Origin of the sequence: Paracidovorax valerianellae, from assembly GCF_900102625.1 — a bacterium.
Taxonomy (GTDB): Bacteria; Pseudomonadota; Gammaproteobacteria; order Burkholderiales; family Burkholderiaceae_C; genus Paracidovorax; species Paracidovorax valerianellae.
Map to the genome: position 1 here is coordinate 11,032 of NZ_FMZC01000019.1, position 25,024 is coordinate 36,055.

Consider the following 25,024-nt stretch of genomic DNA (forward strand, 5'->3'; position numbering starts at 1 on the left):
CGTCTGTAACTAGTATTGGCCGACGGGGTATTGCCAGCAAAGCCGAAGATTATAGCCTTGTAATCCGGCCTGTCGATGGCCGCGTGGCGGGCACGTTGTAGCCAGGCGTATGGCTTGGAATTTGCATGGGGACTGCGGTGGCGCCGTTTCGATGGGCGCCCGTTCCCGCAACCGCCCCGCGCCGTTTCCCTGGACCCTGCCGCGGGGCCCACGCACCACACCATGGCAATCATGCACCGCGTATCGAGCTGGCTGGGCCGGCTCAGTGTGGGCCGCAAGCTCATGCTCATCTACCTGCTGGATCTGACGGCCGTGATCTACGTGTCGGGCATCTTGATCCACGAGAAGTTTCTGGCCATCGATTTCGCGCGCAAGGAGATCGTGGGCACCGCCTATGCGTCGGTCGTGCGCGACGGGCTGATGGGCGCCTTCTTGCCGGCCGACGGCATTGCCGGCATCTTGCTGCACGACCGGCTGGCAGCAGTGCGCACGGCGCACGATGCGGCGCTCAAGACGAGCGAGCCGGCCGAGCGTTTCGAGGCGCTGCTGCGCCAGTCCGCCGCGGGCGACCCGTCGGGTGCCGGCACCGGCATGCCCCTGGGCGAAGCCAGCGAGCCGGTGCGCGGGCCGTTGCTGCGCCAGGGGCGCGAGCTGCTCACCACGGTGGGCAACCAGTCCAACCTGATCCTCGACCCCGACCTGGACAGCTATTACGTGATGTCGCTGATCCTGCTGCGCTTTCCGGAGCTGCTGCAGGTCACGCACGACACGGTGGCGTTCCTGAACACGCACAGCGCGCGCCAGGGCGACCACCGCGCGGCCGAGCTGCTCACGCTGGCCGGCCGGCTCGATGCGGTCATGCTGGGCATCGATGCGGATTACAACCAGGCTTTCATCGCGGGCTCGCCGGCGCTGCGGACGGCGCTGGGCGCGCAGCGCGCGGCCTTGCGCACGGCGGGCAGCGAATTGCAGGCGCTGCTGCAGGGCATCGCCCAGGGCGACGTGGGCACGGCGGTGGCCGAGCTGCCCGCGCGGCAGAAGGCGCTGCTGGGCGCGCTGCAGACCGCCTGGGTGCAGGGCACGGTGGAGCTGGACCGGCTGCTGTACGCGCGGGTGGACGACCTTTTCGCGCGCATGTGGCTGCACCTGGGCACGGCGGTGCTGCTGCTGGGCTGCATCCTGAGCCTGGTGACGCTGGTGGCGCGGCAGATCGCCAAGCCGCTGCAGCAACTGGCGCGCGTGGCCGACGAGGTGCGCCGAAGCGGCGACCACACGCTGCGCGCGCACTGGGTCAGCCGCGACGAGATCGGCCGGCTGGTGACTGCCTTCAACGGCATGCTGGCCCAGTTGGACCGCGAGCGCGTGCTGCAGCAGGAACTGGCCGCCAGCGCCCGCGCCGCCGAGGCGCAGCGCGAACTGGTGGAGGCGCTGCCCATTCCGATGGTGGTCACCTCGGTGCCCGAGCATGAGGTGCTGCACGCCAACGCCCCGGCAGGCCTGTGGCTGAACGGCACCACCATCGACCCCTGGCGCACGGGCATGGAGCCGGGCGTGCGTGCGCGCTTCTTCCAGCGGCTGGCCGACCAGGGCGTGGTGGACGAATTCGAGGTGCGCTGGAAGGGCAGCGCCGAGCCGCTGTGGGCCGTGCTGTCGGCGCGGCGGCTGCATTTTCAGGGGCGCGATGCGATGCTGACCGCTTTCACGCCGATCAACGTGCTCAAGGTGATGGAGCAGCGGCTGGAGCTGTGGGCCAAGGTGTTCGAGGCGTCGTCCGAGGGCATCATCATCATGAGCGCCGGCCAGAAGATCCTGAGCGTGAACAAGGCGTTCTGCCGCAGCACGCACTACGATTTCTACGAGGTGATCGGCGAAGACCTGGGCTTCTTGCTGGAAGACGCGGGCGAGCCGCCGCTGGGCCAGCGCATCGCCCGCACGCTGCAGGACAAGGAGTCGTGGCAGGGCGAGGTGCGATTTCGGCGCCGCTCGGGCGAGACCTACCCGGCCTGGCTCATGGTGTCGGCCGTGCGCGAGGGCGGCAAGGGCGGGGCGGTGGCCAACCACATCGGCATCGCCATCGACATCACCGACCGCAAGCGCAATGAAGAGCGCATCCAGTTCCTGGCCCACCACGACGTGCTGACCGAGCTGCCCAACCGCTCGCTGTGCGTGCAGCGGCTGGAGGCGGCCCTGGCGCATGCGGCCACGGCGGGCGAGCGCGTGGCGGTGCTGTTCGTCGACCTGGACCGGTTCAAGTCGATCAACGACACGCTGGGCCACCACATCGGCGACGGCCTGCTGCGCTCGGTGGCGGCGCGGCTGGTGCAGGCCGTGCCCGCGCACGACACGGTGAGCCGCCTGGGCGGCGACGAATTCGTGATCGTGATGCGCGGCGTGAGCGGCTCCCAGGCGGTGATGCAAACCGTGGACGAGCGGCTGATTCCGCTCATCCGCCAGAGCCATCCGGTGCAGGGGCACGAGTTGAACGTGTCGTGCAGCGTGGGCATTGCGGTGTACCCCGAAGACGGCACCGATCTGGACGAGCTGATGCGCCGCGCCGACGCCGCCATGTACGAGGCCAAGACCACCGGCCGCGACATGGCGCGCCTGTATTCGCTGGAGACTGACCGGCGCGTGCAGGCCCGCCAGGCCATGGAGCAGATGCTGCGCCGCGCGCTGGAGCGCAACGAGCTGGAGCTGCACTACCAGCCGCGCGTGGACACGCACTCGGGCCGCCTCACGGGCCTTGAGGCGCTGGTGCGCTGGAACCACCCGGTGCTGGGCCAGGTGCTGCCGGGCGAGTTCATTCCCATCGCCGAAGAGGCCGGCCTGATCCGCGCCATCGGCGCCTGGGTGATGGAGCAGGCCTGCCTGCAATGGGCGCGGTGGCAGTCAGGGCCGGCCGCGCTGGCGGGGCTGCCGGTGTCGGTCAACCTCTCGGCCGCGCAACTGGCCGACCCGGCGCTGGTGCCCGACATCCGCACGCTGCTGGCGCGTTGCGGCATGCCCCCGCGCTGGCTCGAACTGGAGCTGACCGAATCGCAGCTGATGGAAAACGCGGGCGCTGCGCAGCAGCAGCTCGCGGCGCTCAAAGGGCTGGGCGTGCAGTTGTCCATCGACGACTTCGGCACGGGCTATTCCAGCCTGGCCTACCTCAAGCGCTTTGACATCGACAAGCTCAAGGTGGACAAATCGTTCATCCGCGACATGCTGACCAGCAGCGCCGACATGGCCATCGCCCGCGCCGTGATCGCCCTGGGGCACACGCTGGGCCTCAAGGTGGTGGCCGAGGGCGTGGAAGACCCGGCCACGGCCCAGGCGCTGGACGTGCTCGACTGCGACGAACTGCAGGGCTACCACTTCAGCCCCGCGCTGCCCGTGCCGGCGCTGGAGGCCTGGGCACGCGCCTATGCGGGATCGGGCGCCGACGCCGAGGCCCCCGTGCCGTCGTGAACGCAGCGCGAATCGGGGGGCGCCTGTTCGCGCTCGTTCAGGCCGTAGTCGCGCAGCACGGCCGCCACGCGCAGGCGGTAGTCGGCGAACATGCCCGCGCGGCCGGCAGCCTGCGCGTGGCGGTGGGTCTCGCGCTGGCGCCACTGCGCCACGGCGGACTCGTCGCGCCAGAACGACAGCGACAAGAGCTTGCCCGGCTGGCTGAGGCTTTCGAAGCGCTCGATGGAGACGAAACCGTCCATGCGCTCCAGCTCGCCGCGCAGCGCCGCCGCGGTGTCCAGGTAGGGCTGGCGGCCTTCGGCGCTGGGCACGACTTCGAAGATCACGGCGATCATGCGGCGGCTCCGGGCGCGACGTGGGGCTGCGGTGCGGCTGCGAGCGACAGCGACAGCGGCGGATGGGGCGGTAGGGCCGCGCGCTGGAAGGTGCCATCCACCACCTCGGCGAAGGTCCGCTCCTCGCGCAGGATGAAGCGCTGGCGCTGCGCCCGCTCGAAGTTGGCGCGGCCTTCCGGATCGGCCCGCAGCCGCGCGCGGTAGGCCTCGTAGGCGGCCAGGCTGTCGAAGGCGATCAGGCCCCAGGCCTCGTAGTTCGTGCCTTCGCTGGGCACGAAGTAGCCCAGCAGGTGGCCGCCGCAGCGCGGAATGATGCGGCCCCAGTGCGCGGCGTAGTCGCGAAAGGCGTCGATCTGAAAGGGGTCGAGTTCGTAGCGGATGAAGCAGGTGAGGGCCATTTGGGTGTCTCCAGTGGGGATGGCGATGAAGGCGGAACGACAGGCAGCGTGGAGGCGGCTTGGCGGCGGAGTGCGGCGCAGACCGCGAAGGCACCGTACGGGCCTCACGGGCCGCAGGGGCCACGCAAAACACTGCATGGCCGCTATTGGGCGTCCTTCGCCAGAGCCGATGCTTCGCCCTGGAACGAACCATTGCCACCTCCGCCTGCGGCACACTCGCCGGCATGAACACCAACCAGATCGCGCACATCGCCGCGCTCGTCGGCGAGCCGGCGCGCACCGGCATGCTGCTGGCGCTGATGGACGGGCGGGCGCTCACCGCGCGCGAACTGGCCGATGCCGCGCACATCACCCCGGCCACCGCCAGCCGGCACCTCGCGCTGCTGGTGGAGGCGCGCTTGCTGTCCGTGCAAAGCCAGGGCCGCCACCGCTACCACCGCCTGGCCACGCCCGAGGTGGCGCGGCTGCTGGAGGGGTTGATGCAGCTCGCCGTGGGCCAGGCGCCCGCCACCCGCCCCGTGGCCGTGGGGCCGCGCGATGCGGCGCTGCGCCAGGCACGCACCTGCTATGACCACATCGCCGGCCGCCTGGGCGTGGCGGTGGCCGAGCACCTGCTGGAAGAGGGCGCGATCGTCTTCGACGGCGAGGCCGGCGGGCAGGTGACCGACCGGGCGGCCAGCGTGCTCGGGCGGCTGGGGCTGGACCTGGGCGGGGAGCCGGCCGGGGGCGCTGTGGGTGGCGACGGCTCAGGCCGCTCAGGCAACTCGGGCAGTTCAGGCCGCGTGGGCCGCAGCCAGCGCCCGCTGTGCCGGCCGTGCCTCGACTGGAGCGAGCGGCGCCCGCACATGGCCGGGCGCCTGGGTGCGCTGGTCTGCGCGCACTGCCTGGACCAGGGCTGGCTGCTGCGCCGCGACGGGTCGCGCGCGCTGGGCATCGCCCCGCCCGGCGCCGCCGCGCTGCGCGACTGGCTGGGCACCGCGCGCTGGGGTGCGGTGGTGGCGCAAGGCCCGTCGGGCGGTTGAGGGGCTATTCCCCCTGCGCTTTTGTTACCCGCCCGGCAGCGCCTGCGCACAGGCGTGCGCGCTGGCCCAGGCCCACTGGAAGTTGTAGCCCCCCAGCCAGCCGGTCACATCGACCACCTCGCCGATGAAGTACAGCCCGGGCTGCGCCTTGGCCTCCATGGTCTGCTGCGACAGCGCGCGCGTGTCCACGCCGCCCAGCGTCACCTCGGCCTTTTTGTAGCCCTCGGTGCCCGTGGGCACCAGTTCCCAGCGCGACAGGCGTTCGGCGAGCCGCGCCAGCGCCTTGTCGGACGCCTCGTTGATGGGCCGCTGCCAGTCCGCGTCCTGCTGCACCCAGGTGTCGGCCAGGCGGCTGGGCACCAGTCCGGCCAGCTCGTTGGCGATGAGCTTGCGCGAGCGGGCCTTGCCCTGCGCGAGCAGGGCCGGCAGGTCGGTGCCCGGCGCGAGGTGGATGGACAGCGGCTGCCCTTCCTGCCAGTAGCTGGAGATTTGCAGCACGGCCGGTCCCGACAGGCCCCGGTGCGTGAACAGCAGGTCTTCCAGGAACGCCATGCGCGACTTCTTGGCGCCCGTGGCGATCTCCACCGGCAGCGCCAGCCCGGCAAGCTGCGCATAGGGCGCCCACGCGTCGCCGTCGAAGGTGAGCGGCACCAGGCCCGGCCGGCGCTCGATGAGCGCAATGCCGAACTGCTGGGCCAGCCGGTAGCCGAAGTCGGTCGCGCCGATCTTGGGGATCGACAGCCCGCCGGTGGCCACCACCACGCTGCGCGCCAGCACGGGGCCGCGATCGGTATCAATTTGATAGCAATGCGCCCTAGTGGAATCTGCGCTGGAGGCCGAAAACGCCAAATGTTTCACCCGGCACGGCTGCCAGCGCTCCACGCCGCCTGCCGCGCATTCGGCCAGCAGCATCTGGATGATGTCCTCCGCCGAGCGGTCGGCGAAGAGCTGGCCCTTGTGCTTTTCGTGGTGGGCGATGCCGTGCTTGTCCATCAGCGCGATGAAGTCGGCCGGCGTGTAGCGCGACAGCGCCGAGCGGCAGAACTGCGGGTTCTGTCCCACGAAGTGCTTGTGCGGCGCGGCCGGGTCCAGGTCGCGGTTGGTGAAGTTGCAGCGCCCGCCGCCCGAGATGCGGATCTTCTCGGCCACCTTCTCGGCGTGGTCGATCAGCAGCACTTTCAGGCCCCGCTGGCCCGCCTGCGCGGCGCAGAACAGGCCGGCCGCGCCGGCACCGATGACGACCGCGTCGAAACGCTGCGCGCCGCCCGCCGTGTCCGTGGAGGCCATCAGCCCTTCCACGTGAACGGAAACTTGAGCTGCTTCATGAACCCGTTGGGCACGTAGTCGCCCAGCACGCCGTAGTGCTCGGGCCAGAGCCTGGTGCTCTTGACCGCCGTGCCGAAGGCGTAGTCGATGAAGGCGAAGTGCGCCGCGTAGTTCTTGTCCAGCGCCTCCTGGTCCTGGCTGTGGTGCCAGTGGTGAAAATTGGGCGTGACGATCAGGTAGCGCAGCGGCCCCAGGCGCACGCTCACGTTGGCGTGGTTGAACACGGCCTGGAAGCCCACGATCACGATGTACGCGTCGATCACTTCCTTCGAAAAGCCCAGCACGTAGATCGGCGCCAGCACCAGCGTGCGGGTGATCAGCAGCTCCAGGATGTGCTGGCGCGAGCCGGCCATCCAGTCCATGCTTTTGACGCTGTGGTGCACGGCGTGCAGGCGCCACAGCGTGGGCACCTCGTGGTAGGCGCGGTGCGTCCAGTACTGCACCAGGTCGGCCACCAGGACGATCAGGAACAGCGCGATCCAGAAGTTCAGGCCCTGCACCCAGCCGCGGATGCCGTCGTTGGCGGCCCAGCCGAAGAACTTGTGCACCAGCAGGTTGGTGGCCAGCAGCACGAAGCCCACCACCATGTGGTTCACGATGAAGTGATGGAAGTCGGTCTGCCACTCGGCGCGGAAAATCGGCTGGGTGCGGCGCAGGGCGAACAGCTTTTCGATGAAGATGAAGATCAGCGCGCTGCCCAGCAGGTCGAGGATGAACCAGTCCAGGCCGATGTACGGCGTGTTGTCCGCGAAGTCGTGCACCGGCACCTTGTGCCCGCCCAGCAGCGCGGTGGACACCACCAGCAAAAAGGCCGCCGCCGACAGCCAGCGCGAGCGGTTGAACAGCATGTTGACCAGCGAGATGCCGCCCGCCGCCACCAGCGCGGCCAGCATGATCATGCGGATCACGTCCACGTTGTAGCTCTTGCGCAGCTCCGGCGTGGTGAGGTACTGCGGGAAGTGGAAGGCCAGCACGCCCAGCATGCACAGGATGGCCAGCGACAGGGCGATGACGCCCGAGACCAAGCCGCGGCCGGTGCGAAGTTCGCCATGGCTGGCGGTGAGTTCATTGAGTTTGTCGAGCATTTTTTCTCCGGGCGAGAACGCCGGGCGCGAGTGTAGCGAAGCCGCATCACCGCCCTGTAACCGCCCACGCAAGCCGCGTGCCGCGGCGCCGTGCGCTCCTAGAATCGCGGCCCATGACCATCAACCTCCCGGCCAACCAGCTCAGCATGACCGTGCTGATGTCCCCCGACATGGCCAACTTCTCGGGCAATGTGCACGGCGGCGCGGTGCTGCGGTTGCTGGACCAGGTGGCCTATGCCTGCGCCACGCGCTACTCGGGCTGCTACGCCGTCACGCTCAGCGTGGACCAGGTCACCTTCCTGCAGCCCATTCACGTGGGCGAACTCGTCACCTTCCTGGCTTGCGTGAACTACACCGGCACGTCGTCGATGGAAGTGGGCATCAAGGTGGTGGCCGAGAACATTCGCACCCAGGTGGTGCGCCACGTGAACAGCTGCTTTTTCACCATGGTGGCCGTGGACGAAGACCGCAAGCCCGTCGCCGTGCCGCCCCTGTCGCCTTCCACTGCCGACGAACGCCGCCGCTGGGAAGCCGCGCTGCTGCGCAAGGCCCTGCGCAAGGAGCAGGCCGAACGCTTCGAGCAGGTGCGGCTGGCGGCAGCCGGGCCGGCTGCCGGTGCCGCTGCAGTCGCCGCAGCGCTCTGACCGCCACCGTGCTGGCGCATGCCGGGCTGGCAGCCGGCGTGCGCCACCCCGCCGTGGAAGGCGAAGCACGCGCAGGTCCGTTGAAGGTTTTTGAATTCCGATCAGCGAAGCATCGCTTCGTCCTGCGGGCATGAGGATGGGCAGTTTCTTCCCGACCTTTTAGTGAGCGGGATGGGAACGCTGCCAGTTGCGACCGGCTGCCTTGGTCGCCTTTGTTTGTTTATGCGCCCGCAGCCTGGCGGTTGGCCGAAGGCAGGGCCGTTGCACCGCTGCCCGTGCCGATCCCTGTCCCTGCCGCTGCGGCCACGCCGCTCACCACGTCCCCCACCACGATCACCGACGGGCTCGCCAGTTGCTCGCGCTCGATGGTCGCGTGCAACTCGCCCAGCGTGGTGACGGCGTGCCGCTGCTGCGGCAGGCTCACGTGCTGGATGACGACCACGGGCGTGCTGGCGGGCAGGCCGGTGAGCAGTTCTTCCTGGATGTGCGCGGCGCTGCTCACGCCCATGTAGATGACCAGCGTGAGGCGTGCGGCGCGCGCCGTGGCGGCGAGCTGGCGCCAGTCGGTGCCGCTGTCGCCGGGTTTGGCGTGGCCGGTGACGAACACCACGCCGTGCGCGTGCTCGCGGTGGGTGAGGGGGGTGCCCAGCAGCGTCATGCCGGCCAGGCCCGCGGTGATGCCGTTGACCACCTGCACCTCGATGCCGGCCGCGCGCAGGTGCTCGACCTCTTCGCCGCCGCGCCCGAAGATGAACGGGTCGCCGCCCTTCAGGCGCACCACGTTCTCGCCCTCGTTCACCGCCATCACCATCAGCTTTTCGATGAAGGCCTGGGGCGTGCTCTTGCACCCGCCGCGCTTGCCCACGTGCACGATGCGCGCGCCGGGCGGGGCCATGGCCACGATCTCGTCGCTGACCAGGTCGTCCACCAGCAGCACGGTGGCGGCCTGGATGGCTTTCAGCGCCTTGATGGTGAGCAGCTCCGGGTCGCCCGGGCCGGCGCCGACCAGCGTGCAGCGGCCCGGCGGCATGCCTTCGAACGCGGGGGTGGATGGGTGATTCATGGGGTTGTCTCCAAAGGGATCTGGCCGGCCAGACGCAAGATGTGTTCCACCTGGCGGGACAGCGGCGCGGGCACCGGCAGCGTGCCATCGAGCACCTGCCGGGTGTAGCGCGCGGTGGTGTCCACGTCGATCTCGTGCGGCAGGCCGGGCACTTCGCTGGCGGTGCCGGGCTGCTGCTCTTCCCACACATGGTGCGCGCCGGCCACGAAGGCGTCGTAACGGGGCGTGCGGCGCGGATCGGCAGCCACTTCGCCCTCCAGCCCGCGCGAGAGCAGGGCGTTCATGCCCAGCGTGCCGAAGGTGGCGTGCAGCATTTCCTGGTACTCGGGGTGGGTGTAGGCCGTGACCACCATGGCCGGGCCGGCGCAGGGGTTCATCAGCTTGACGACGCTGTGCCCGGGGTTGCGCAGGCCGACCACTTCGCGCGCGGCCAGCAGGCGGGCCAGGCCGGGGTGCAGCACTTCGGTAGGGATGTGCGCCACGCTGCCGTTTGCTATCTTTTCAGGAGCTGCCAGCGCAGGAACCCCTAGGGCGGTGAGCACATCGGAGGCCAAGATCCGCCGCGCTTCGGTGCGCATGCCGTGCAGCAGCACGGGCAAACCTTCGCGTGCCAGCAGCAGCGCCAGCAGGGGCGTGAGCACGGGCAGCTTGCGCGCGCCGTTGTAGCTGGGCAGCACGACCACGGGGCGGTCGCTGGCGGGCAGGCGGGCCAGCCGCGCGTGGGTGGCGTCGAGAAAGCCGCACATCTCTTCGGCGGTTTCGCCCTTGATGCGCATGGCGATGCAGAAGGCGCCGATCTCCAGGTCGGTCACCTGGCCGTCCAGGACCTGGCCGAACAGGTCGGTGGCCTGCTCGCGGCCGATGGCGCGGGCACCGCGTGCGCCGCGGCCGAGGTCCTTGAGGTATTGGCTGATGCCCATGGCGTGGGGTATTTGGCTTGGCGAAGGGGAGCGAATTCTCCCGCACTTCTGCCTACTTCTGGTTATATGGGGACGGCAGCGGGCAGCGCCTGCGGAACGGCCGGGGCCAGCGGCCCGGTGGCGCGCACCATGCGCTTGAGTTCGGGCACGCACGAGCCGCATTGCGTGCCGCAGCGCAGCGCCCCTTGCAGTTGCGCCAGCCGGTCGGCATCGGTGCCGTGGCACTGCTGCAGTTGCGCAGTGATGGCGGCATCGGTCACGTTCAGGCAGGTGCACACGGGCTTGCCGCGCGATTGCACGGCCTGCGCGCCGGAGGGCGCCTGGGCGCCGGGCACGAGCAGCAGCCGGCCATAGCCTTGAGCGGGCAGTTCCTCCTGCAGCAGCGTCTTGAGCCAGCCTTCGGCCCGCGTGTCGCCGGCCAGCACCATGCCGGCCAGCCGCGTGTCGCCGCCCTGGCGCTCCAGCCGCAGCGCGCGGCGCTGGCCTTTGCGGCGGTCGGCGTAGCGCAGGGTTTCGGCGGTGTCGAGGCCCAGCAGCGCCTCGATGCGTTCGATCAGCGTGTCGGGCGCGGTCTCGTGGCCGGCGGCGCGCAGCAGCACGCCGTGGCGCTCGCGCTCGGGGCTGGCCAGCGGCGCGTTGTTGCTGAAGGGCACGCAACTGGCGAAGGGCAGGGTGGGCAGCAGCGCGGCGAGGGCTTCGCGCACGGCCAGGGCCTTGTCGGCCGGCAGCCAGGCCATGGCGAGCAGGCGCCAGGGCAGTTCGGCCTTCAGGATTTTGACGGCCGTGTGCTTCAGCTCGGGCTGTTTCGAGGTGGGGCAGAACGCCGGCGTGGTGAGCGCGTTCACGCCCGCCAGCGGCGTGCCGGTGGAGGACTGCCCGCTCAGGTATTCGCTGCCCCAGTGCATGGCGATGAAGGCTTGCGACAGGCCCACGTCGGTGCTGCCCTGCACCGGCACCACGATGGCGCCGCGCGGGCTGGTGACGTGCACCAGGTCGCCATCGGCCAACTGCCGGCGCGCCATGTCCTGCGGGTGCATCTGCACGCTGGGCTCGGCCACGTGGCCGAACAGGCGGCCCAGCGTGCCGGTGCGGCTCATGCCGTGCCACTGGTCGCGCAGGCGGCCGGTGGTCAGGCTGAACGGGTAGCGCGCCTGCCGCGGCTCGGCGACGGGCTGCCAGGCATTGGCGGCGAAGCGTGCACGGCCGTCGGCGGTGGGGAACACGCCGTCTTCGTACAGGCGGGCTTTGCCGAGCGGGCGGGGCGGTGCCGAAGGATCGGCATCGGCGCTGGTGGCGTCGGCCGGGCAGGGCCACTGTTGCGGCCCTTGCGCATCGAGCAGCGCCCATGACAGGCCGGTGATGTCCAGGTCGCGCCCGCGCGTCGTTTCGCGGTGCTCGTTCCACACGGCTTCGGCGCCGCGCTCGGCCTCAAGGGCTTCGGTGGCATACGGAAAAAGCGTGGGCGCGCCCGGCCGCAGCCGCGTCTCCAGCCGCTGGGCGAACTGCACGGCGATGGCCCAGTCGTGGCGCGTGTCGCCGGGCGCGGGCATGGCGGGGCGCACGCGCGAGATGCGGCGTTCGCTGTTGGTGACCGTGCCGGTCTTCTCGCCCCAGGTGGTGGCGGGCAGCAGCAGGTCGGCGTACTGCGCGGTGGCCGTGGTGGCGAAGGCTTCCTGCAGCACCACGAACTCGGCGCGCTCCAGCGCGCGGCGCACGGTGGCCTGGTCGGGCAGGCTCTGCGCCGGGTTGGTGCAGGCGATCCACAGCGCGCGGATCTCGCCGTCGGCCGCGGCCTGGAACATCTCCACCGCCGTCTTGCCGGGCGCACTCGGCACCTCGGGCACGCCCCACAGCGCGGCCACTTCGGCGCGGTGCTCGGGGTTGGCCAGGTCGCGGTGGGCCGACAGCAGATTGGCCAGGCCGCCCACTTCGCGCCCGCCCATGGCGTTGGGCTGCCCGGTGAGCGAGAACGGTCCCGCGCCCGGTTGGCCGATCTGCCCCGTGGCCAGGTGCAGGTTGATGAGCGCGGCGTTCTTGGCCGTGCCGCTGGTGCTCTGGTTCAGGCCCTGGCAATAGAGGCTCAGCGTGGGCTGGCGCGCGGCCACGGCGCCATTGCCATTGCCACTGTTCCCCACGCCGGCGAACCAGCGCGCGGCGGTGGCGAGGTCCGCCTCGGTGATGCCGCACACCTCCGCCACGCGGGCGGGCGTGCAGTCGCGCACCAGGCTTTTGAGTGCGTCGAACCCCGTGGTGTGCGCGGCGATGTAGGCGCTGTCCACCCAGCCCTCCCACAGCATGAGGTGCAGCATGCCGTGGAACAGCATGACGTCGCTGCCCGGCTGGATCGGCAGGAACAGGTCGGCCAGCCCGGCGGTCTCGGTGCGGCGCGGGTCGGCCACGATGATCTTCATGCCCGGATTGGCGGCCTTGGCGTCTTCGATGCGGCGAAACAGGATGGGGTGCGCCCACGCGGTGTTGCTGCCCACGATGAACAGGCACTGCGCGTGCTGCACGTCGTCGTAGCAGGTGGGCGGCGCATCGGCCCCCAGCGTGGCCTTGTAGCCCGCCACGGCGCTGCTCATGCACAGGCGGGAGTTGGTGTCGATGTTGTTGGTGCCGACGAGGCCCTTGGCGAGCTTGTTGAAGACGTAGTAGTCCTCGGTGAGGAGCTGGCCGGAGACGTAGAAGCCGACGGCGTCGGGGCCGTGGCGGGCGATGGTGTCGGCGAATTTTTGCGCGGCGATGTCGAGGGCCGTGTCCCAGCCGATGGGGTGCGGTGACTGGCCGCGCTGGGCGCGGTGCTGGGGGGTGAGGAGCCGGGTCTGCAGGGTGACGGGGCTGGTGGCGGTGAGGTGGAGGGTGGAGCCTTTGGTGCAGAGGCGGCCGAAGTTGGCGGGGTGGGTGGGGTCGCCTTTGACGTGGGTGATCTGCGCGCCGGTGGATTCGATGATCACGCCGCAGCCTACGCCGCAGTAGGGGCAGGTGGATTTTGTTTGGGTCATGGCGTGATTTTTGGTTAACTTGCGGTTGCTTTGCTTAGTGGTTTGCTGGGCTGGTGCTGATTTTTGTTGATTGCTGATTGGTTACGTTCCGGGGCCGGGTCTCGGCCCGGCGGCCGAGGTACTTTTCTTTGCTTCGCCAAAGAAACGTACCCAAAAGAAAGGCGACCCTACTGTCCGTGTCCCCTGCGCTGCGCTCCGGGGCAACCTGCGGTGCTCGCGGCTGGCGGGGTCCGCGCAAACTCGCTTCACTGCGTTGCGCTCAGACAGCGCGCGGCCCTTTTTCCGCCAGCCGCTGCGCTCCTCGGCACGGCCAGAAGGGAACCCGGCAGTCAGACATCCCACACGGGCCATTGCTTCGCTCGGCCCTCGGTGCGCGAGCGCTTTGCGCCGCGCACTTTTGGCCGAGCGCAGCGATGGCCCGGATGGTTGGGTTGGGGGCCCTTCTGGGTGCGCCGAGGAGCGCAGGGTGCGGGGTGGGCAGGTGTGCCGCAGGACACACCTGCTTCGTGAACTGACTCGCCGTGGTTGTCCGAGCGCAGCGCGCAGCGCGAAGCGAGTTCCACGGCGCACCCCGCACCCGAGCACCGCAGGTTGCCCGAAGCGCAGCGCAGGGACGCACCCAGCAGGGTCGCCTTTTCTTTGCTTACTTTCTTTTGGCGAAGCAAAAGAAAGTGAGTGCGCCGCCGGGCGCATACCCCGGCCCCGGGAAAACAAGCCGCAGCCAGCGCAAAAACAGAACACAGCCAATCAAGCCCCCAACCCAGACCCAACCACCCCCCGCCTCACAGGCCCGGCCACCGGCCGCACCAACTCCACCCCATGCCCCGCCAACTCACCAGCATCCAAAAACACCTCCCCCCCCTCCACCTTCACCGCAAACTTCGGCGTACACCCCTCATCCGGCGCCGAAGCCTGCCCATCGCACAACCCGATCGTCCAGTTGTGCAGCGGACACGCCACGCTCGTCCCGAACACGATCCCCTGCGACAGCGGCCCGCCCTTGTGCGGGCACCGGTCCAGCAGCGCGAACACCTCGTCCGCCCCGTTGCGGAACACCGCCACGTCCAGCCCCTGCGGCCGCGCCACGCGGCGCGAGCCCAGCACGGGAATGTCGTCCACGCGGCAGATGTATTTCCAGTCGCTCATGGCGGTTGCTCCTTGCGAATCGGGTGGGGTCATGGGGGTGTGCAGTGGCGATTGCGGGGCCGCGCTCATGGCGCAATCGCGGCGAACTGCCGCGTGTCCACGCGCGCTTCCTGAAAATCGAACCACGGGTCGGGCTCGCCATCCAGCGCGAACTGCAGCTGCTCCCACAGCGCCTTGCGGCCTTCGTGGTCTTCGAGGATGCGTTTCTTCACGTGGTCGAGGCCCACGCGGTTCACGTAGTGCACCGTGCGTTCCAGGTACCAGCCTTCCTGGCGGTACAGCTCGCAGAACGCGCCGGTGTATTCCAGCACCTCGGCGGCGGTCTTGAGCTTGGTGAAGAAGTGCGCCACCTCGGTCTTGATGCCGCCGTTGCCGGCGATGTACATCTCCCAGCCGCTGTCCACGCCGATGATCCCCACGTCCTTGATGCCGCTTTCGGCGCAGTTGCGCGGGCAGCCGCTGACGGCGAACTTGACCTTGTGCGGGGCGTACATGCGCCACATCGCACGCTCCAGGTCCTTGCCCATCTGCGTGCTGTCCTGCGTGCCCATGCGGCACCACTCGCTGCCCACGCAGGTCTTCACCGTGCGCAGGGCCTTGGCGTAGGCGTGGCCGCTGGGCATGCCGATGTCTTTCCACACGGCCTGCAGGTCTTCCTTCTTCACGCCCAGCAGGTCGATGCGCTGGCCGCCGGTCACCTTCACCGTGGGGATCTGGTATTTGTCCACCACGTCGGCGATGCGGCGCAGTTCGCTGGCCGTGGTCTCGCCGCCCCACATGCGCGGAATCACGCTGTAGGTGCCGTCTTTCTGGATGTTGGCGTGGCTGCGCTCGTTGATGGCGCGGCTTTGCGGGTCGTCCTTCGCTTCCTTGGGCCAGGTGCTGGTCAGGTAGTAGTTGACGGCCGGGCGGCAGGTGGCGCAGCCGTTGGGCGTCTTCCACTCCATAAAGGCGAACACGTCGCCGATGGACAGCAGCTTGTTGGCACGGATCGCATCGCGCACCGCCTGGTGGCCGTGGTCGGTGCAGCCGCACACGGCTTTCGTCTTGGGCGTGGCGGAGTAGTCGCCACCGGCCGTGAACATGATGATCTGCTCCACCAGGCCGGTGCACGAGCCGCAGCTGGCGCTGGCCTTGGTGTGCTTTTTCACGTCGTCCAGCGTGAACAGGCCCTTGTCCTTGATCGCCTTGCAGATCGCGCCCTTGGTCACGCCGTTGCAGCCGCACACCTCGTCGCTGTCGGCCATGGCGGCGGCCTTGCTGTGGCCCTGGTGGCCCGCGTCGCCGATGTTGCTCTCGCCGAACATCAGCTTGTCGCGGATGTCGCCCACCGTGCGGCCGTCGCGCAGCAGCTTGAAGTACCAGCTGCCGTCCACCGTGTCGCCATACAGGCAAGCGCCCACCAGCTTGTCGTCCTTGATCACCAGTTTTTTGTACACCCCGCCGAACGGGTCGCTCATCACGATCTCTTCGGTGCCTTCGCCGCCCTGGAAGTCGCCCGCGCTGAACAGGTCGATGCCCGTCACCTTCAGCTTGGTCGAGGTGAGCGAGCCCTGGTAGCGCCCGATGCCGAACTCCGCCAGGTGGTTGGCCAGCACCTTGCCCTGCTCGAACAGCGGCGCGACCAGCCCGTAGGCGATGCCCCGGTGCGCGGCGCACTCGCCCACGGCGTAGATGCGCGCATCGGTCGTGGTCTGCAGCGTGTCGCTCACCACGATGCCTCGGTTCACGTGCAGGCGCATCTTTTCGGCCAGCTGCGTGTTGGGGCGAATGCCCACCGCCATCACCACCAGGTCGGCGGGCACCTCGGTGCCGTCCTTGAACCGCACGGCCGTCACACGGCCTCCGCCGTCCGGGCCGCCCACCAGCTCCTGCGTCTGCGCCTTCATCAAAAACTGCATGCCGCGCTCGGCCAGCGACTTTTGCAGCATCTTGCCGGCCACATCGTCCAGCTGCCGCTCCATCAGCCAGTCGCCCACGTGCACCACGCTCACCTGCATGCCGCGCTTCATCAGCCCGTTGGCCGCCTCCAGCCCCAGCAGCCCGCCGCCGATGACGACCGCATGCTTGTACGTGGCGGCGGCGTCGATCATGGCCTGCGTGTCGGCGATGTCGCGGTACGCCAGCACGCCTTGCAGATCCTTGCCAGGGATCGGCAGGATGAACGGGTTGGAGCCGGTGGCGAGGATCAGCCGGTCGTACTCGGCGCTGATGGCCTCGCCTGCGGCGTTGGTGGCATGCACCACGCGGCGCACGCGGTCCACTTCATGCACCGTGAAGCCGGTGTGCAGGTGAATGCCGTGCTCTTCGTACCAGGCCCAGTCGTTCAGGATGATCTCGTCGATCGTCTGCTCGCCCGCCAGCACGGGCGACAGCAGGATGCGGTTGTAGTTGGGGTGCGGCTCGGCGCCGAACACCGTGATGTCGTACAGGTCCGGGGCGATCTTGAGCAGCTCTTCGAGCGTGCGCACCCCGGCCATGCCATTGCCCACCATCACCAGCCTGGATTTTTTCATCGTGACCCCCAATGGGTGTTCGTGCCAAAAAACAAAAAAGGCGTCCGCACAGAGCGCGGGCCGTTCAGCCTGCACATCGGTGGGGACGCCTTCGTCCTGGCCGCCCCGTTTCCGCCATTGGAAGGGGCCAGCCATGTGACCGGCATTGGTCACGGGGTGGGTGTTGCAATGGCCGTGCCAGGTGGGGCGGGTTCGGAGAGGTTTGAATGAAATCGGCCTCCAGCGCAGATAGCAGTAGGGAGGTGTGCTATTGTTTTTGTAGTGACCGGCCCGTCGGCACGCGCAAGGGGGCGGGGCGGCGATGACCCGCTTTGGTGCTTCGCCCCCTGCGCCGGTGCGTTCCCCGCCGCGCCAAGGCCGCCTCGATGTCGCATCAAGGCCGCGTCAATGCACGATCGCGATCTTCCCGAAGTGCCTCCCGCCGGCACTCAGCGCCGCATAGGCCGCCGGCACCTCCTGCATCGAAAACGTCTGGTCGATCACCGGCACGATGCGGTGCGCCGCGATGGCCCGCGCTGCTTGGGCCAGGTCGTCCACCGAGCCGGTGTTGTTGCCCACCACGCGCAGAGACTTGACGATGATCGGCAGCAGGTCGATGGACGAAGCCGTGCCGCCCAGAAAGCCGATGGTGAACACCGTGCCGCCGATGGCCGCCGCGTTGAGCGAGCGCGCGAAGGTGGCCGCGCCGACGGTTTCCACCACCAGGTCGGCGCCGCGGCCCTCGGTGATGTTTTGCACCGCTTCGTCCCAGGCGGGCGTGGTGCGGTAGTTGATCAGGTGGTCGGCGCCCAGCAGGCGGGCTCGCTCCAGCTTCGCGTCGGAGGATGACGCCAGGATCACCGTGGCGCCACAGGCCTTGGCGAACTGCAGGGCGAACAGGGCGACGCCGCCCGTGCCCAGCAGCACCACCACGGAGCCTGGGCGCAGCGGTGCCGAGCGCACGGCATTCCACGCCGTGGTGGCCGCGATGGGCAGCGCGGCGCCCTGGGCGAAGTCGAGGTGGGCGGGCAGCGTGACCAGGCTGGCCGCAGGCACCACGGCGTACTCCGCCAGCGAGCCCGGCAGGGTGATGCCGCGCATCGCCGCGAGATGGCGCGCCGACGCGGCCCCGCCTTGCCAGTGGGGCATGAAGTGCGGAATCACCCGGTCGCCCACGGCCAGGCCCAGGGCCAGGTCTTCGACACCGTAGCCCAGCGCGGCCACCTCGCCCGCGCCATCGGCCACGGGCACCATCGGAAAGCCCGCCGCCGGGAACTGGCCGGTGGCGACCGCCACGTCCACGAAGTTCAGCGTGGCAGCGCGCAGGCGCACCAGCACCTCGCCTTTGCCGGGTTGCGGATCGGGCAGTTCGGCGGGGCGAAATGCGTCGAGGGAGGGGGCGGTGAGCTGGAGGGCTTTCATAGGCTTCTCTGAGTGGGGTGGACAAAGAGAGGCAGTGTCATTAAATAGCTGCGCTGGATAAACTGCGCACTGTTTGATGCATTCGGAACCGACAGTTATCAATGGGCTGGATCGACCGACTGCCGATCTCCCCGCACACGCTGCAAAAAAAGGCAGCCTGAGCGCCGCCGTCGTAGCTTGCGCAATCTCAACCACGCTGGCCGGTAGCCCCTTCGCACCCCCCGCTGATTGGCTCTGTGGGCTGCACCGCCAGCAGCCACCGGTCCTCAGGAACAGGCCGGATCGCCGGCAATTCGCCCCGCCACCTGCCTCCGGCGTCGCCTTCAAATTCACCAATTTCAGGTAACGACAAAAACGGCAACCACTCGTAACATGCCGGATCGGTCGAAGAGGCACACCCTCCGGTCCGATGTCACACCCGTGTGCGGAAACCTGAATGGTTCGTCGCGCAACGTTACCAACCCATGTCAGTGGATTCCCGGTCAGGGGCCTGAGCGCGCGAGATGGCCTCCTGCCTGACCAAAACCAGCCCGAGCGACTCTGAATATGACCCTGCATCCTGTCTTGGACTTCGCCTGGTTTCGGCGATTCCGGGTATTTCTTGTCGCCTCTCTGCTTCTTGGCGCCAGTGGCGCTGCCCTGGCGCAGCCCGCCTGGAGCACTGTGGCCAGCCTTACCACTGAACGCTACTCATCCGTGGCCACGCTGTTGCCCAGCGGCAAGGTGCTGGTTTCGGGGGGAGGCAGCAATAGCGGCGTCGTCGCGAGCGCGGAGCTGTACGACCCGTCCACCAATGGCTGGAGCAGCGCGGGCAGCCTGGGCAATGGGCGCCTGTACCATACGGTCACGCTGCTGCCCAGCGGCAAGGTGCTGGTCTCGGGGGGCTACGAAGACAACAGCGGCATCCTCGCCAGCGCGGAGCTGTACGACCCGGCCACCAATGGCTGGAGCAGTGCGGCCAACCTTAACTCCGCGCGCTACCTGCACACGACCACGCTGCTGCCCAGCGGCAAGGTGCTGGTCACGGGAGGTTACGACAACAGCGGCGGCCTCGCCAGCGCGGAGCTGTACGACCCGGCCACCAATGTCTGGAGCAGCGCGGGAAACCTGACCGATGCGCGCGCCGAGCACACAGCGACGCTGCTGCCCAGTGGCAAGGTGCTGGTCACGGGAGGAAACCGCAACAGCGGCGCCGTCGCCAGCGCGGAGCTGTACGACCCGTCCACCAATGGCTGGAGCAGCGCGGACAGCCTCGGCACGGGCCGCCTCCAGCATTCAGCCACGCTGCTGCCCAGTGGCAAGGTGCTGGTCTCGGGAGGGTTGGGCGACAGCGGCCCCCTTGCCAGCGCGGAGCTGTACGATCCGGTCGCCAATGGCTGGAGCACCGTGGGCAGTCTGGGCACTGGGCGCTACCGGCATACGGCCACGCTGCTGCCCAGCGGCAAGGTGCTGGTCGCGGGAGGGGGCGGTAGCGGCGTCGTCCTCGCCAGCGCGGAGCTGTACGACCCGGTCACCAATGGCTGGAGCAGTGCGGGTAACCCGGGCACTGGTCGCCAAGCGCACACGGCCACGCTCTTGCCCAGCGGCAAGGTATTGTTCGCGGGAGGGAGCGGCAACGGCGGCGCCCTCGCGAGCACAGAGCTGTACGACCCGGCCACCAATGTCTGGAGCAGCGCGGGCAGCCTGGTCAATGCGCGCTACGGGCACACAGCGACGCTGCTGCTCACCGGCAACGTGCTCGTCACGGGAGGGAACGACAACAACGACAGCAGCCTCGCCAGCGCGGAGCTGTACGATCCGGTCGCCGATGGCTGGAGCACCGTGGGCAGTCTGGGCACTGCGCGCTACCTGCACACCGCCATGCTGCTGCCCGATGGCAAGGTGCTGATCGCGGGAGGGCATGACAACAGCGGCAGCCTCGCAAGCGCAGAACTCTTCCATTGGGAGCTGGGCGCCCCCATCACCCGTCAACCGGTTCTGTCCAGTGCCAGCCCAGGCGCCCTGCAGCCAGGGGCTGCGTTGACCCTCGGCGGCACGCTGCTGCGCGGTGACAGCGAGGCCAGCGGAGGCTCTACCAACAGCTCGGCGACCAATCTGCCGCTGGTGCAGCTGCAGCGCCTGGACGGCGGGGCAACCGCATGGCTTGCACCCGTCACGTCCAGCAGCACCAGCTACACCTCGCAGCCTTTGCCGTCTTCGCTCGCCAGCGGCTGGTATGCCTTGCGTGCGGTGGTCAACGGCATTGCTTCCGACGCACTGCTGGTGCGTGCCGTCACCGTGCCCAACCCGCCGACGGCGGTAGCGTCCTCGACGGGCGACGGTGCCGTCGCATTGACCTGGGCCGCGCCAGCCGATGACGGCGGCAGCGTTGTCACCGGCTACACCGTGCTCAAGCAAGCTGTGCCTGCGGGCGCCAGCACGGTGGCGTGCACAACGACCGGGGCTTTGGGCTGCACGGCCTCGGGGCTCACCAACGGCCAGGCCTATTCCTTTACGGTGCGGGCCGCCAACGGGGTGGGCGACAGCACCCTGTCTGCTGCGGTGCAGGCCACACCGCAGCAGTTCGTCAACCCGAGCGTGCCCCTGACGGGGGTGCCGGGCGGGGGCAATGCCTCCGTGCAGATCGCTGGGGGGCCTGCGGGATGCACAGTGGGCGCGCTGAACATCGACACCTCCGTGCCTCCTGGGGCGCCCAGCAACGCGAGCTTTCCGCTGGGCGTGCTGCGCTTCATCGCCACGGGGTGCGACAACGCCACGCTCACGGTGAAGGTGACCTATCCCAGCGCCATTCCGGCTGCGGCCCAGTTGCGCAAATACGGCCCGCAGACGTTCGGGGCACCGAACAGCTGGTTCTCGCCCAGCGGCGCCAGCATCAGCGGTGACCGCTTGACGGCAACCTACCAGGTGACGGACAACGGGCAGGGCGACAGCGACGGCACGCTGGGCAGCATCAGGGATCCATTCGCTCCCATGGTGCTGGCCGCAGTGCCGGGTCCTAGTGGCGTGGCCGCGATTCCCACGCTCAGCGAGTGGGGCCTGATCCTGATGTCGCTGATGGCGGCGGGGCTGGGAATGCTGGCGGTGCGCAGGCGCACTTGAGACGGCAGTGCGTGTGGGCTGCGTTGCTACCGCGAGGGGCGGCGTTGGGCCCAGAGCCGCCATCCAGCCAGAAACTCCAAAGCCGTCATTCAACCAGGCTGCATGTGCAAGGCCACCAACGGAACATCGGCCTGTTCGGTGCGCAAACTATAGTGTTTGTAACGAATTCGCTCACGGACCTGATCCAGCAACCGTGTGGCGCGCAACACAGGAGGAGCTGTGGGTTTCATGGCTGAATTTTGTACTGCTTATTCATGCAGCATGCATGCCGGAAAACTAGGCAGGAAGCCCCTTCCCGCGTTCTTTTCGTGCCAATTTAGACCGCAAGCGCCAGATATGGCCTGCGGCTTGGTGCGGTCTACATTACGTTAGTCATCACACAAGTACCGGGGGAGACATGGCACCAGAACAGTCGATTCAACCACTAAACGTTGCTGCAGCAACCCTTTTAATTCAACTCCTTCTTATCACCTTGCTAGCGATCACCTCATCACTATTCCGAGGTAAGAGATGGGAACCTGCAAGAGAGAGTCGACTCGATCTAGGACTGCGAGCCGAGGAACACATTGCAGGCATGCCGCTGCGTCGCTCCCCCACGCTGTTCGTGGCTCTCGCCTCGTTCGCCGTACTCCTCATATCGGATGAGCTGTACTCAATCTGGAGCCCAATCTTTCAGGGTGTCGGGATCAACACCATATCTGCGGCAGCAGCGATCGGCACGGTCTTTATCCTGAATCTCTCGCTCGTTGGCTACTTGGTCTTTGCGACTGGCGGAAGCCGTTCGAGCCCATTTCTCTCCGCGCTATTCACCATTCCCGCACTAGCGATCTTTCTGCGACTTCCGCCAAGCATGTTCATCACGTATGCAATAGTCGCGTGCTTTCTCTATCTGTTGCTGTTGGTGCCAACCTTGGAGCGGGTTCAAGCTAACCAGTCAGCGGCAGCGTTCATGAACATCTCATGCCTCTTGCTCTCCATGTTCACTGGCTATATCACGAGACCAGTGCCTATCAACGAGTTGAAGGCGTCGTCGAGCAAGCCCGCCATCTCTGTCCCTGCCGCAGCGTCGGGCATGTCATCCAACTGAGTCGAGCGATGCCTAACTCTTCCATAGAGCGGACTTGTCTTCGGCAAGTCTCTCATGTCAAATGTTAGTCAGCACAGGAGACTTCGTGCGCATCATCGGCGATCAAGAACTCAACCCATGCGAGCCCCTTTGGAGATACTTCAAAACGGAAAGGTTCTTGGAGTTGCTGCAGTCCAACGAGCTTTATTTCGCATCAGCACGGCAATTCGACGATCCGTTTGAAGGGGCAGTGGCTGTGCTCCCGCCAAGTTTCCCCGTTGATCCACGCTATGCGGAACGGGAGTTCGGTGACAAAGCCTTCGAAGAACTGCGCCGCCTTACAAAGGTCAGTTGCTGGCACCGTGCGAGCTATGAAAGTGATGCGATGTGGCAGCTGTACGCTGGTTCGCGAAAAGGTGTTGCCGTCCGCACGACCCTCGACAGAATTCGCGCCGCCGCGAGGCCGTTTCGGTTGAAGCCGGAGTACGGGCACGAAGACCTTTGGGCAGGAAACGTGAGATATGTCGACCTACTTAAAGAGCGGCTTCGCGTAAACATGATGGATCGCTTTTGGTACAAGCACATGGCATTCGCATGGGAGCAGGAGTTTCGCTTGGCTGTATCAGTGCGCATGGCGGAGGAGTTTGGTGTCCAAGTGCCCGAGTTCGGAATCAAGGTGGAGTTCGATGTTCCGCGACTCATTGAACGCATTTATCTCGGTCCATTGCTTCCCGAGACTGACGCGATGGCCGTTCGGGTCGCCGCACGTACCCATGGCCTTGAAGACCGAGTCAGGGTTACGAGCATGCTTGGAACTCCGAGGTACACATAGTGCTGGCTAACCCTTCATTCCAGCGGACTGCCTTCGGCAACCGCTGAATTCAAGCGTCCTCAATGGATTTACCCGAGGCGATCACATTGGATGTCCCGAATCTGCTCACGGCCGCTGGCGTGGCCGTGGCGATTTTGGCAGCCCTTTATTCAGCGCGTTCCGCTCGCTCCGCGCATCGGCAGGCTGAGGCAGCGGAAGCAACTGTCGCAGAAGCAAAGGTTCAGTCGAAACTCGCCGAAGCGGCTCTTGCCGAAACTCGACGGCAAAATCAAATTGCTGGGCATGGTCACCGACTTGATGCCTATAAAGCTCTTTTGGCCTTCCGAGGAAAAGTGACTGCTACTGGCGTCGGATTCGAGCGCGAGGCCATTTGGAGTCTTTGGGACCATGTCCAAGTAGCTGAGTTCTACTTCTCGGGGACGGTTGCGAAGCAACTTTCGGAGCTTGTAGATGCAGCCCTCGCAAATCAAGCAATGAACGATGAACTGGAGGAGAGCACGAATTTCACCGGCTCCCAACGTCCGGAGATGGTCAGGAAGACCCATGAGCACCTCTGGCAGTTGAGAGAACTCATCGACGCGGCTGATAGCTCAATGCGTAAGGAAATGAGGATCACGCGCGATGAAGACTAACAATACGCTGCAGCGGATGGCTACGCCGCCCGCTGAGCTATGTCGTTAGGCAGCTTTGTCAGCCGGTGGTGCCGCAACCCCTTGCCTCATGGAAACCCTTGAATACATCGAAGACGCTGTTCGAACTCGGCTTCAGGGCCAGAAATCTCGCCTGGCCGAGCTATTTCTGAACGAAGCGTTCCTTCTTGAGTTACAGCAACTCGCAAGGAACTCCGACTGGTATCACTTTCAGCCAAAGTCATGCGATGGCTGCTACTTGGTTCAAGGCTCAATTGGCTACGAGGTCTACCAACAAGACAGAGGAGCCAAGTCAGGCTATCGTGTCTTCCAGACGCTATTCGACGCTGCGAGACACTTCTTTGAGTCTTACTGGTAGCGGCTTCTTTCAGCAATACCAGTGCACCGAGGCGCAGGCCGCCTCTTACGCCGAACGTTGAGCGTCCTCTTTACTCGCAACCACCGTCTGCTTCTGGCCGAAAGCCGTCGCCAACGGCCGCCCGCCAAGCGGCGCAAATCAGGCACTGTCGCGCGCTCAATCGAGACAGGCGTCCAGTATTTCGTCCATTGGCACTCTGTTCGTTTTCCACAGCGCCTGTTTCCGCGAGAAACCACCCCCGGAAGCCCATTCGGCCCAACTTGCAAGCCGGTCAGCATTGGGACCCTGGAGATTCACCCACCGTCCCTGCTCGGATTCAATTCAAGTGGCGCGTCGCATGAGTCAAGCCATCAGGCCGAGCAGCAAACTCATCAGCACCAGTCCCCATTGAGACAGAGCGGGCACACCGGTTATCCCGGCCGCAGCCAGGACGACCATCGGCGCGAACGGATCGTCAATGGCGCCCACTGAGGTGTTCGAATCACCGGCTTGGTTGTCGGTGACTGAATAGGCCACCGTGCGGCGGTCGCTGCTCAGCGAATAGCTTGCCGCTGGCAGCTCAAACCATGCAGCTGACGGGTTGGCTGCCAACCTGAAGATCAGTGCGCAAGTTCTACCGACAGTGTCGTACCGCAGTTGGATGGCTTTCTCGGGCTGCTCCCATTCAATAGCTGGGCTGGATAGACTGCGCGATATTTGATGCATTCAGCA

At 67.2% G+C, this 25,024-nt stretch carries 18 protein-coding genes; 7 read left to right on the forward strand and 11 right to left on the reverse strand.

Going from position 1 to position 25,024, the window contains the following annotated elements; translation table 11 throughout:
- Window positions 1–222: 222 nt before the first annotated feature.
- On the forward strand, window positions 223–3,450 hold the full coding sequence (locus tag BLT03_RS21020) for an EAL domain-containing protein (protein ID WP_092745731.1): 3,228 nt from the start codon (window positions 223–225) through the stop codon (window positions 3,448–3,450).
- On the opposite strand, the gene BLT03_RS21025 is transcribed toward BLT03_RS21020, so the two are convergent.
- Together BLT03_RS21025 and BLT03_RS21030 are read right to left on the reverse strand one after the other, a co-directional pair.
- On the reverse strand, window positions 3,405–3,785 hold the full coding sequence (locus BLT03_RS21025) for an antibiotic biosynthesis monooxygenase family protein (RefSeq protein ID WP_092745732.1): 381 nt from the start codon (window positions 3,783–3,785) through the stop codon (window positions 3,405–3,407). The two genes, BLT03_RS21020 and BLT03_RS21025, sit on opposite strands and share 46 nt — an antisense overlap.
- The gene (locus tag BLT03_RS21030; RefSeq protein ID WP_092745733.1) at window positions 3,782–4,183 is read right to left on the reverse strand and encodes an NIPSNAP family protein; all 402 of its coding nucleotides are present in this window, start codon (window positions 4,181–4,183) and stop codon (window positions 3,782–3,784) included. The genes BLT03_RS21025 and BLT03_RS21030 overlap by 4 nt, the downstream gene beginning before the upstream one ends.
- A 224-nt stretch (window positions 4,184–4,407) precedes the next feature.
- Here BLT03_RS21030 and BLT03_RS21035 point away from each other — a divergent pair, with 224 nt between their 5' ends.
- A complete protein-coding gene (locus tag BLT03_RS21035) occupies window positions 4,408–5,205 on the forward strand; it encodes an ArsR/SmtB family transcription factor (RefSeq protein WP_175537825.1) in 798 nt (265 codons plus the stop codon).
- Window positions 5,206–5,229: 24 nt separating this feature from the next.
- On the opposite strand, the gene BLT03_RS21040 is transcribed toward BLT03_RS21035, so the two are convergent.
- Complete coding sequence (locus BLT03_RS21040; RefSeq protein ID WP_092745734.1) at window positions 5,230–6,492, reverse strand: BaiN/RdsA family NAD(P)/FAD-dependent oxidoreductase; 1,263 nt, start codon at window positions 6,490–6,492, stop codon at window positions 5,230–5,232.
- The gene (locus BLT03_RS21045; protein ID WP_092745735.1) at window positions 6,492–7,616 is read right to left on the reverse strand and encodes a sterol desaturase family protein; all 1,125 of its coding nucleotides are present in this window, start codon (window positions 7,614–7,616) and stop codon (window positions 6,492–6,494) included. The genes BLT03_RS21040 and BLT03_RS21045 overlap by 1 nt, the downstream gene beginning before the upstream one ends.
- A 119-nt stretch (window positions 7,617–7,735) precedes the next feature.
- On the opposite strand from BLT03_RS21045, the gene BLT03_RS21050 reads away from it, so the two are divergent.
- A complete protein-coding gene (locus BLT03_RS21050) occupies window positions 7,736–8,260 on the forward strand; it encodes an acyl-CoA thioesterase (RefSeq protein WP_217640195.1) in 525 nt (174 codons plus the stop codon).
- Window positions 8,261–8,480: 220 nt separating this feature from the next.
- On the opposite strand, the gene cobA is transcribed toward BLT03_RS21050, so the two are convergent.
- The 6 genes from cobA to BLT03_RS21080 all read right to left on the reverse strand — a co-directional run bounded on the left by cobA (window position 8,481) and on the right by BLT03_RS21080 (window position 18,308).
- Window positions 8,481–9,323 (reverse strand): uroporphyrinogen-III C-methyltransferase, encoded by an 843-nt coding sequence (gene cobA, locus BLT03_RS21055; protein WP_092745737.1) that lies wholly within the window; start codon window positions 9,321–9,323, stop codon window positions 8,481–8,483.
- The gene (gene ybiB, locus BLT03_RS21060) at window positions 9,320–10,243 is read right to left on the reverse strand and encodes a DNA-binding protein YbiB (RefSeq protein ID WP_092745738.1); all 924 of its coding nucleotides are present in this window, start codon (window positions 10,241–10,243) and stop codon (window positions 9,320–9,322) included. The genes cobA and ybiB overlap by 4 nt, the downstream gene beginning before the upstream one ends.
- A gap of 62 nt (window positions 10,244–10,305) precedes the next feature.
- Window positions 10,306–13,245 carry a nitrate reductase gene (locus tag BLT03_RS21065; protein WP_092745739.1) on the reverse strand — a complete coding sequence of 980 codons (2,940 nt, stop codon included), beginning with the start codon at window positions 13,243–13,245 and terminating at the stop codon, window positions 10,306–10,308.
- Window positions 13,246–13,992: 747 nt separating this feature from the next.
- Entirely contained in the window at window positions 13,993–14,391 is a 399-nt protein-coding gene (gene nirD, locus BLT03_RS21070) for a nitrite reductase small subunit NirD (protein ID WP_092745740.1), read from the reverse strand.
- A 65-nt stretch (window positions 14,392–14,456) separates the two neighbouring features.
- Window positions 14,457–16,907, reverse strand: a complete 2,451-nt coding sequence (nirB, locus tag BLT03_RS21075) for a nitrite reductase large subunit NirB (protein WP_092745741.1) — start codon at window positions 16,905–16,907, stop codon at window positions 14,457–14,459.
- Window positions 16,908–17,291: 384 nt separating this feature from the next.
- A complete protein-coding gene (locus tag BLT03_RS21080) occupies window positions 17,292–18,308 on the reverse strand; it encodes a zinc-dependent alcohol dehydrogenase family protein (protein ID WP_092745742.1) in 1,017 nt (338 codons plus the stop codon).
- A gap of 696 nt (window positions 18,309–19,004) precedes the next feature.
- On the opposite strand from BLT03_RS21080, the gene BLT03_RS21085 reads away from it, so the two are divergent.
- The 4 genes from BLT03_RS21085 to BLT03_RS24155 all read left to right on the forward strand — a co-directional run bounded on the left by BLT03_RS21085 (window position 19,005) and on the right by BLT03_RS24155 (window position 23,937).
- The gene (locus BLT03_RS21085; protein WP_217640193.1) at window positions 19,005–21,407 is read left to right on the forward strand and encodes an IPTL-CTERM sorting domain-containing protein; all 2,403 of its coding nucleotides are present in this window, start codon (window positions 19,005–19,007) and stop codon (window positions 21,405–21,407) included.
- A 397-nt stretch (window positions 21,408–21,804) separates the two neighbouring features.
- Window positions 21,805–22,494 carry a hypothetical protein gene (locus BLT03_RS21095; RefSeq protein ID WP_139160473.1) on the forward strand — a complete coding sequence of 230 codons (690 nt, stop codon included), beginning with the start codon at window positions 21,805–21,807 and terminating at the stop codon, window positions 22,492–22,494.
- Window positions 22,495–22,579: 85 nt separating this feature from the next.
- Window positions 22,580–23,305 (forward strand): DUF2971 domain-containing protein, encoded by a 726-nt coding sequence (locus BLT03_RS21100; protein WP_092745779.1) that lies wholly within the window; start codon window positions 22,580–22,582, stop codon window positions 23,303–23,305.
- Window positions 23,306–23,367: 62 nt separating this feature from the next.
- Window positions 23,368–23,937: a hypothetical protein gene (locus tag BLT03_RS24155; RefSeq protein ID WP_139160474.1), complete on the forward strand. Its 570-nt coding sequence runs from the start codon at window positions 23,368–23,370 to the stop codon at window positions 23,935–23,937.
- A gap of 718 nt (window positions 23,938–24,655) precedes the next feature.
- On the opposite strand, the gene BLT03_RS21120 is transcribed toward BLT03_RS24155, so the two are convergent.
- Entirely contained in the window at window positions 24,656–24,904 is a 249-nt protein-coding gene (locus BLT03_RS21120) for an IPTL-CTERM sorting domain-containing protein (protein ID WP_175537826.1), read from the reverse strand.
- Between the last annotated feature and the right edge of the window lie 120 nt (window positions 24,905–25,024).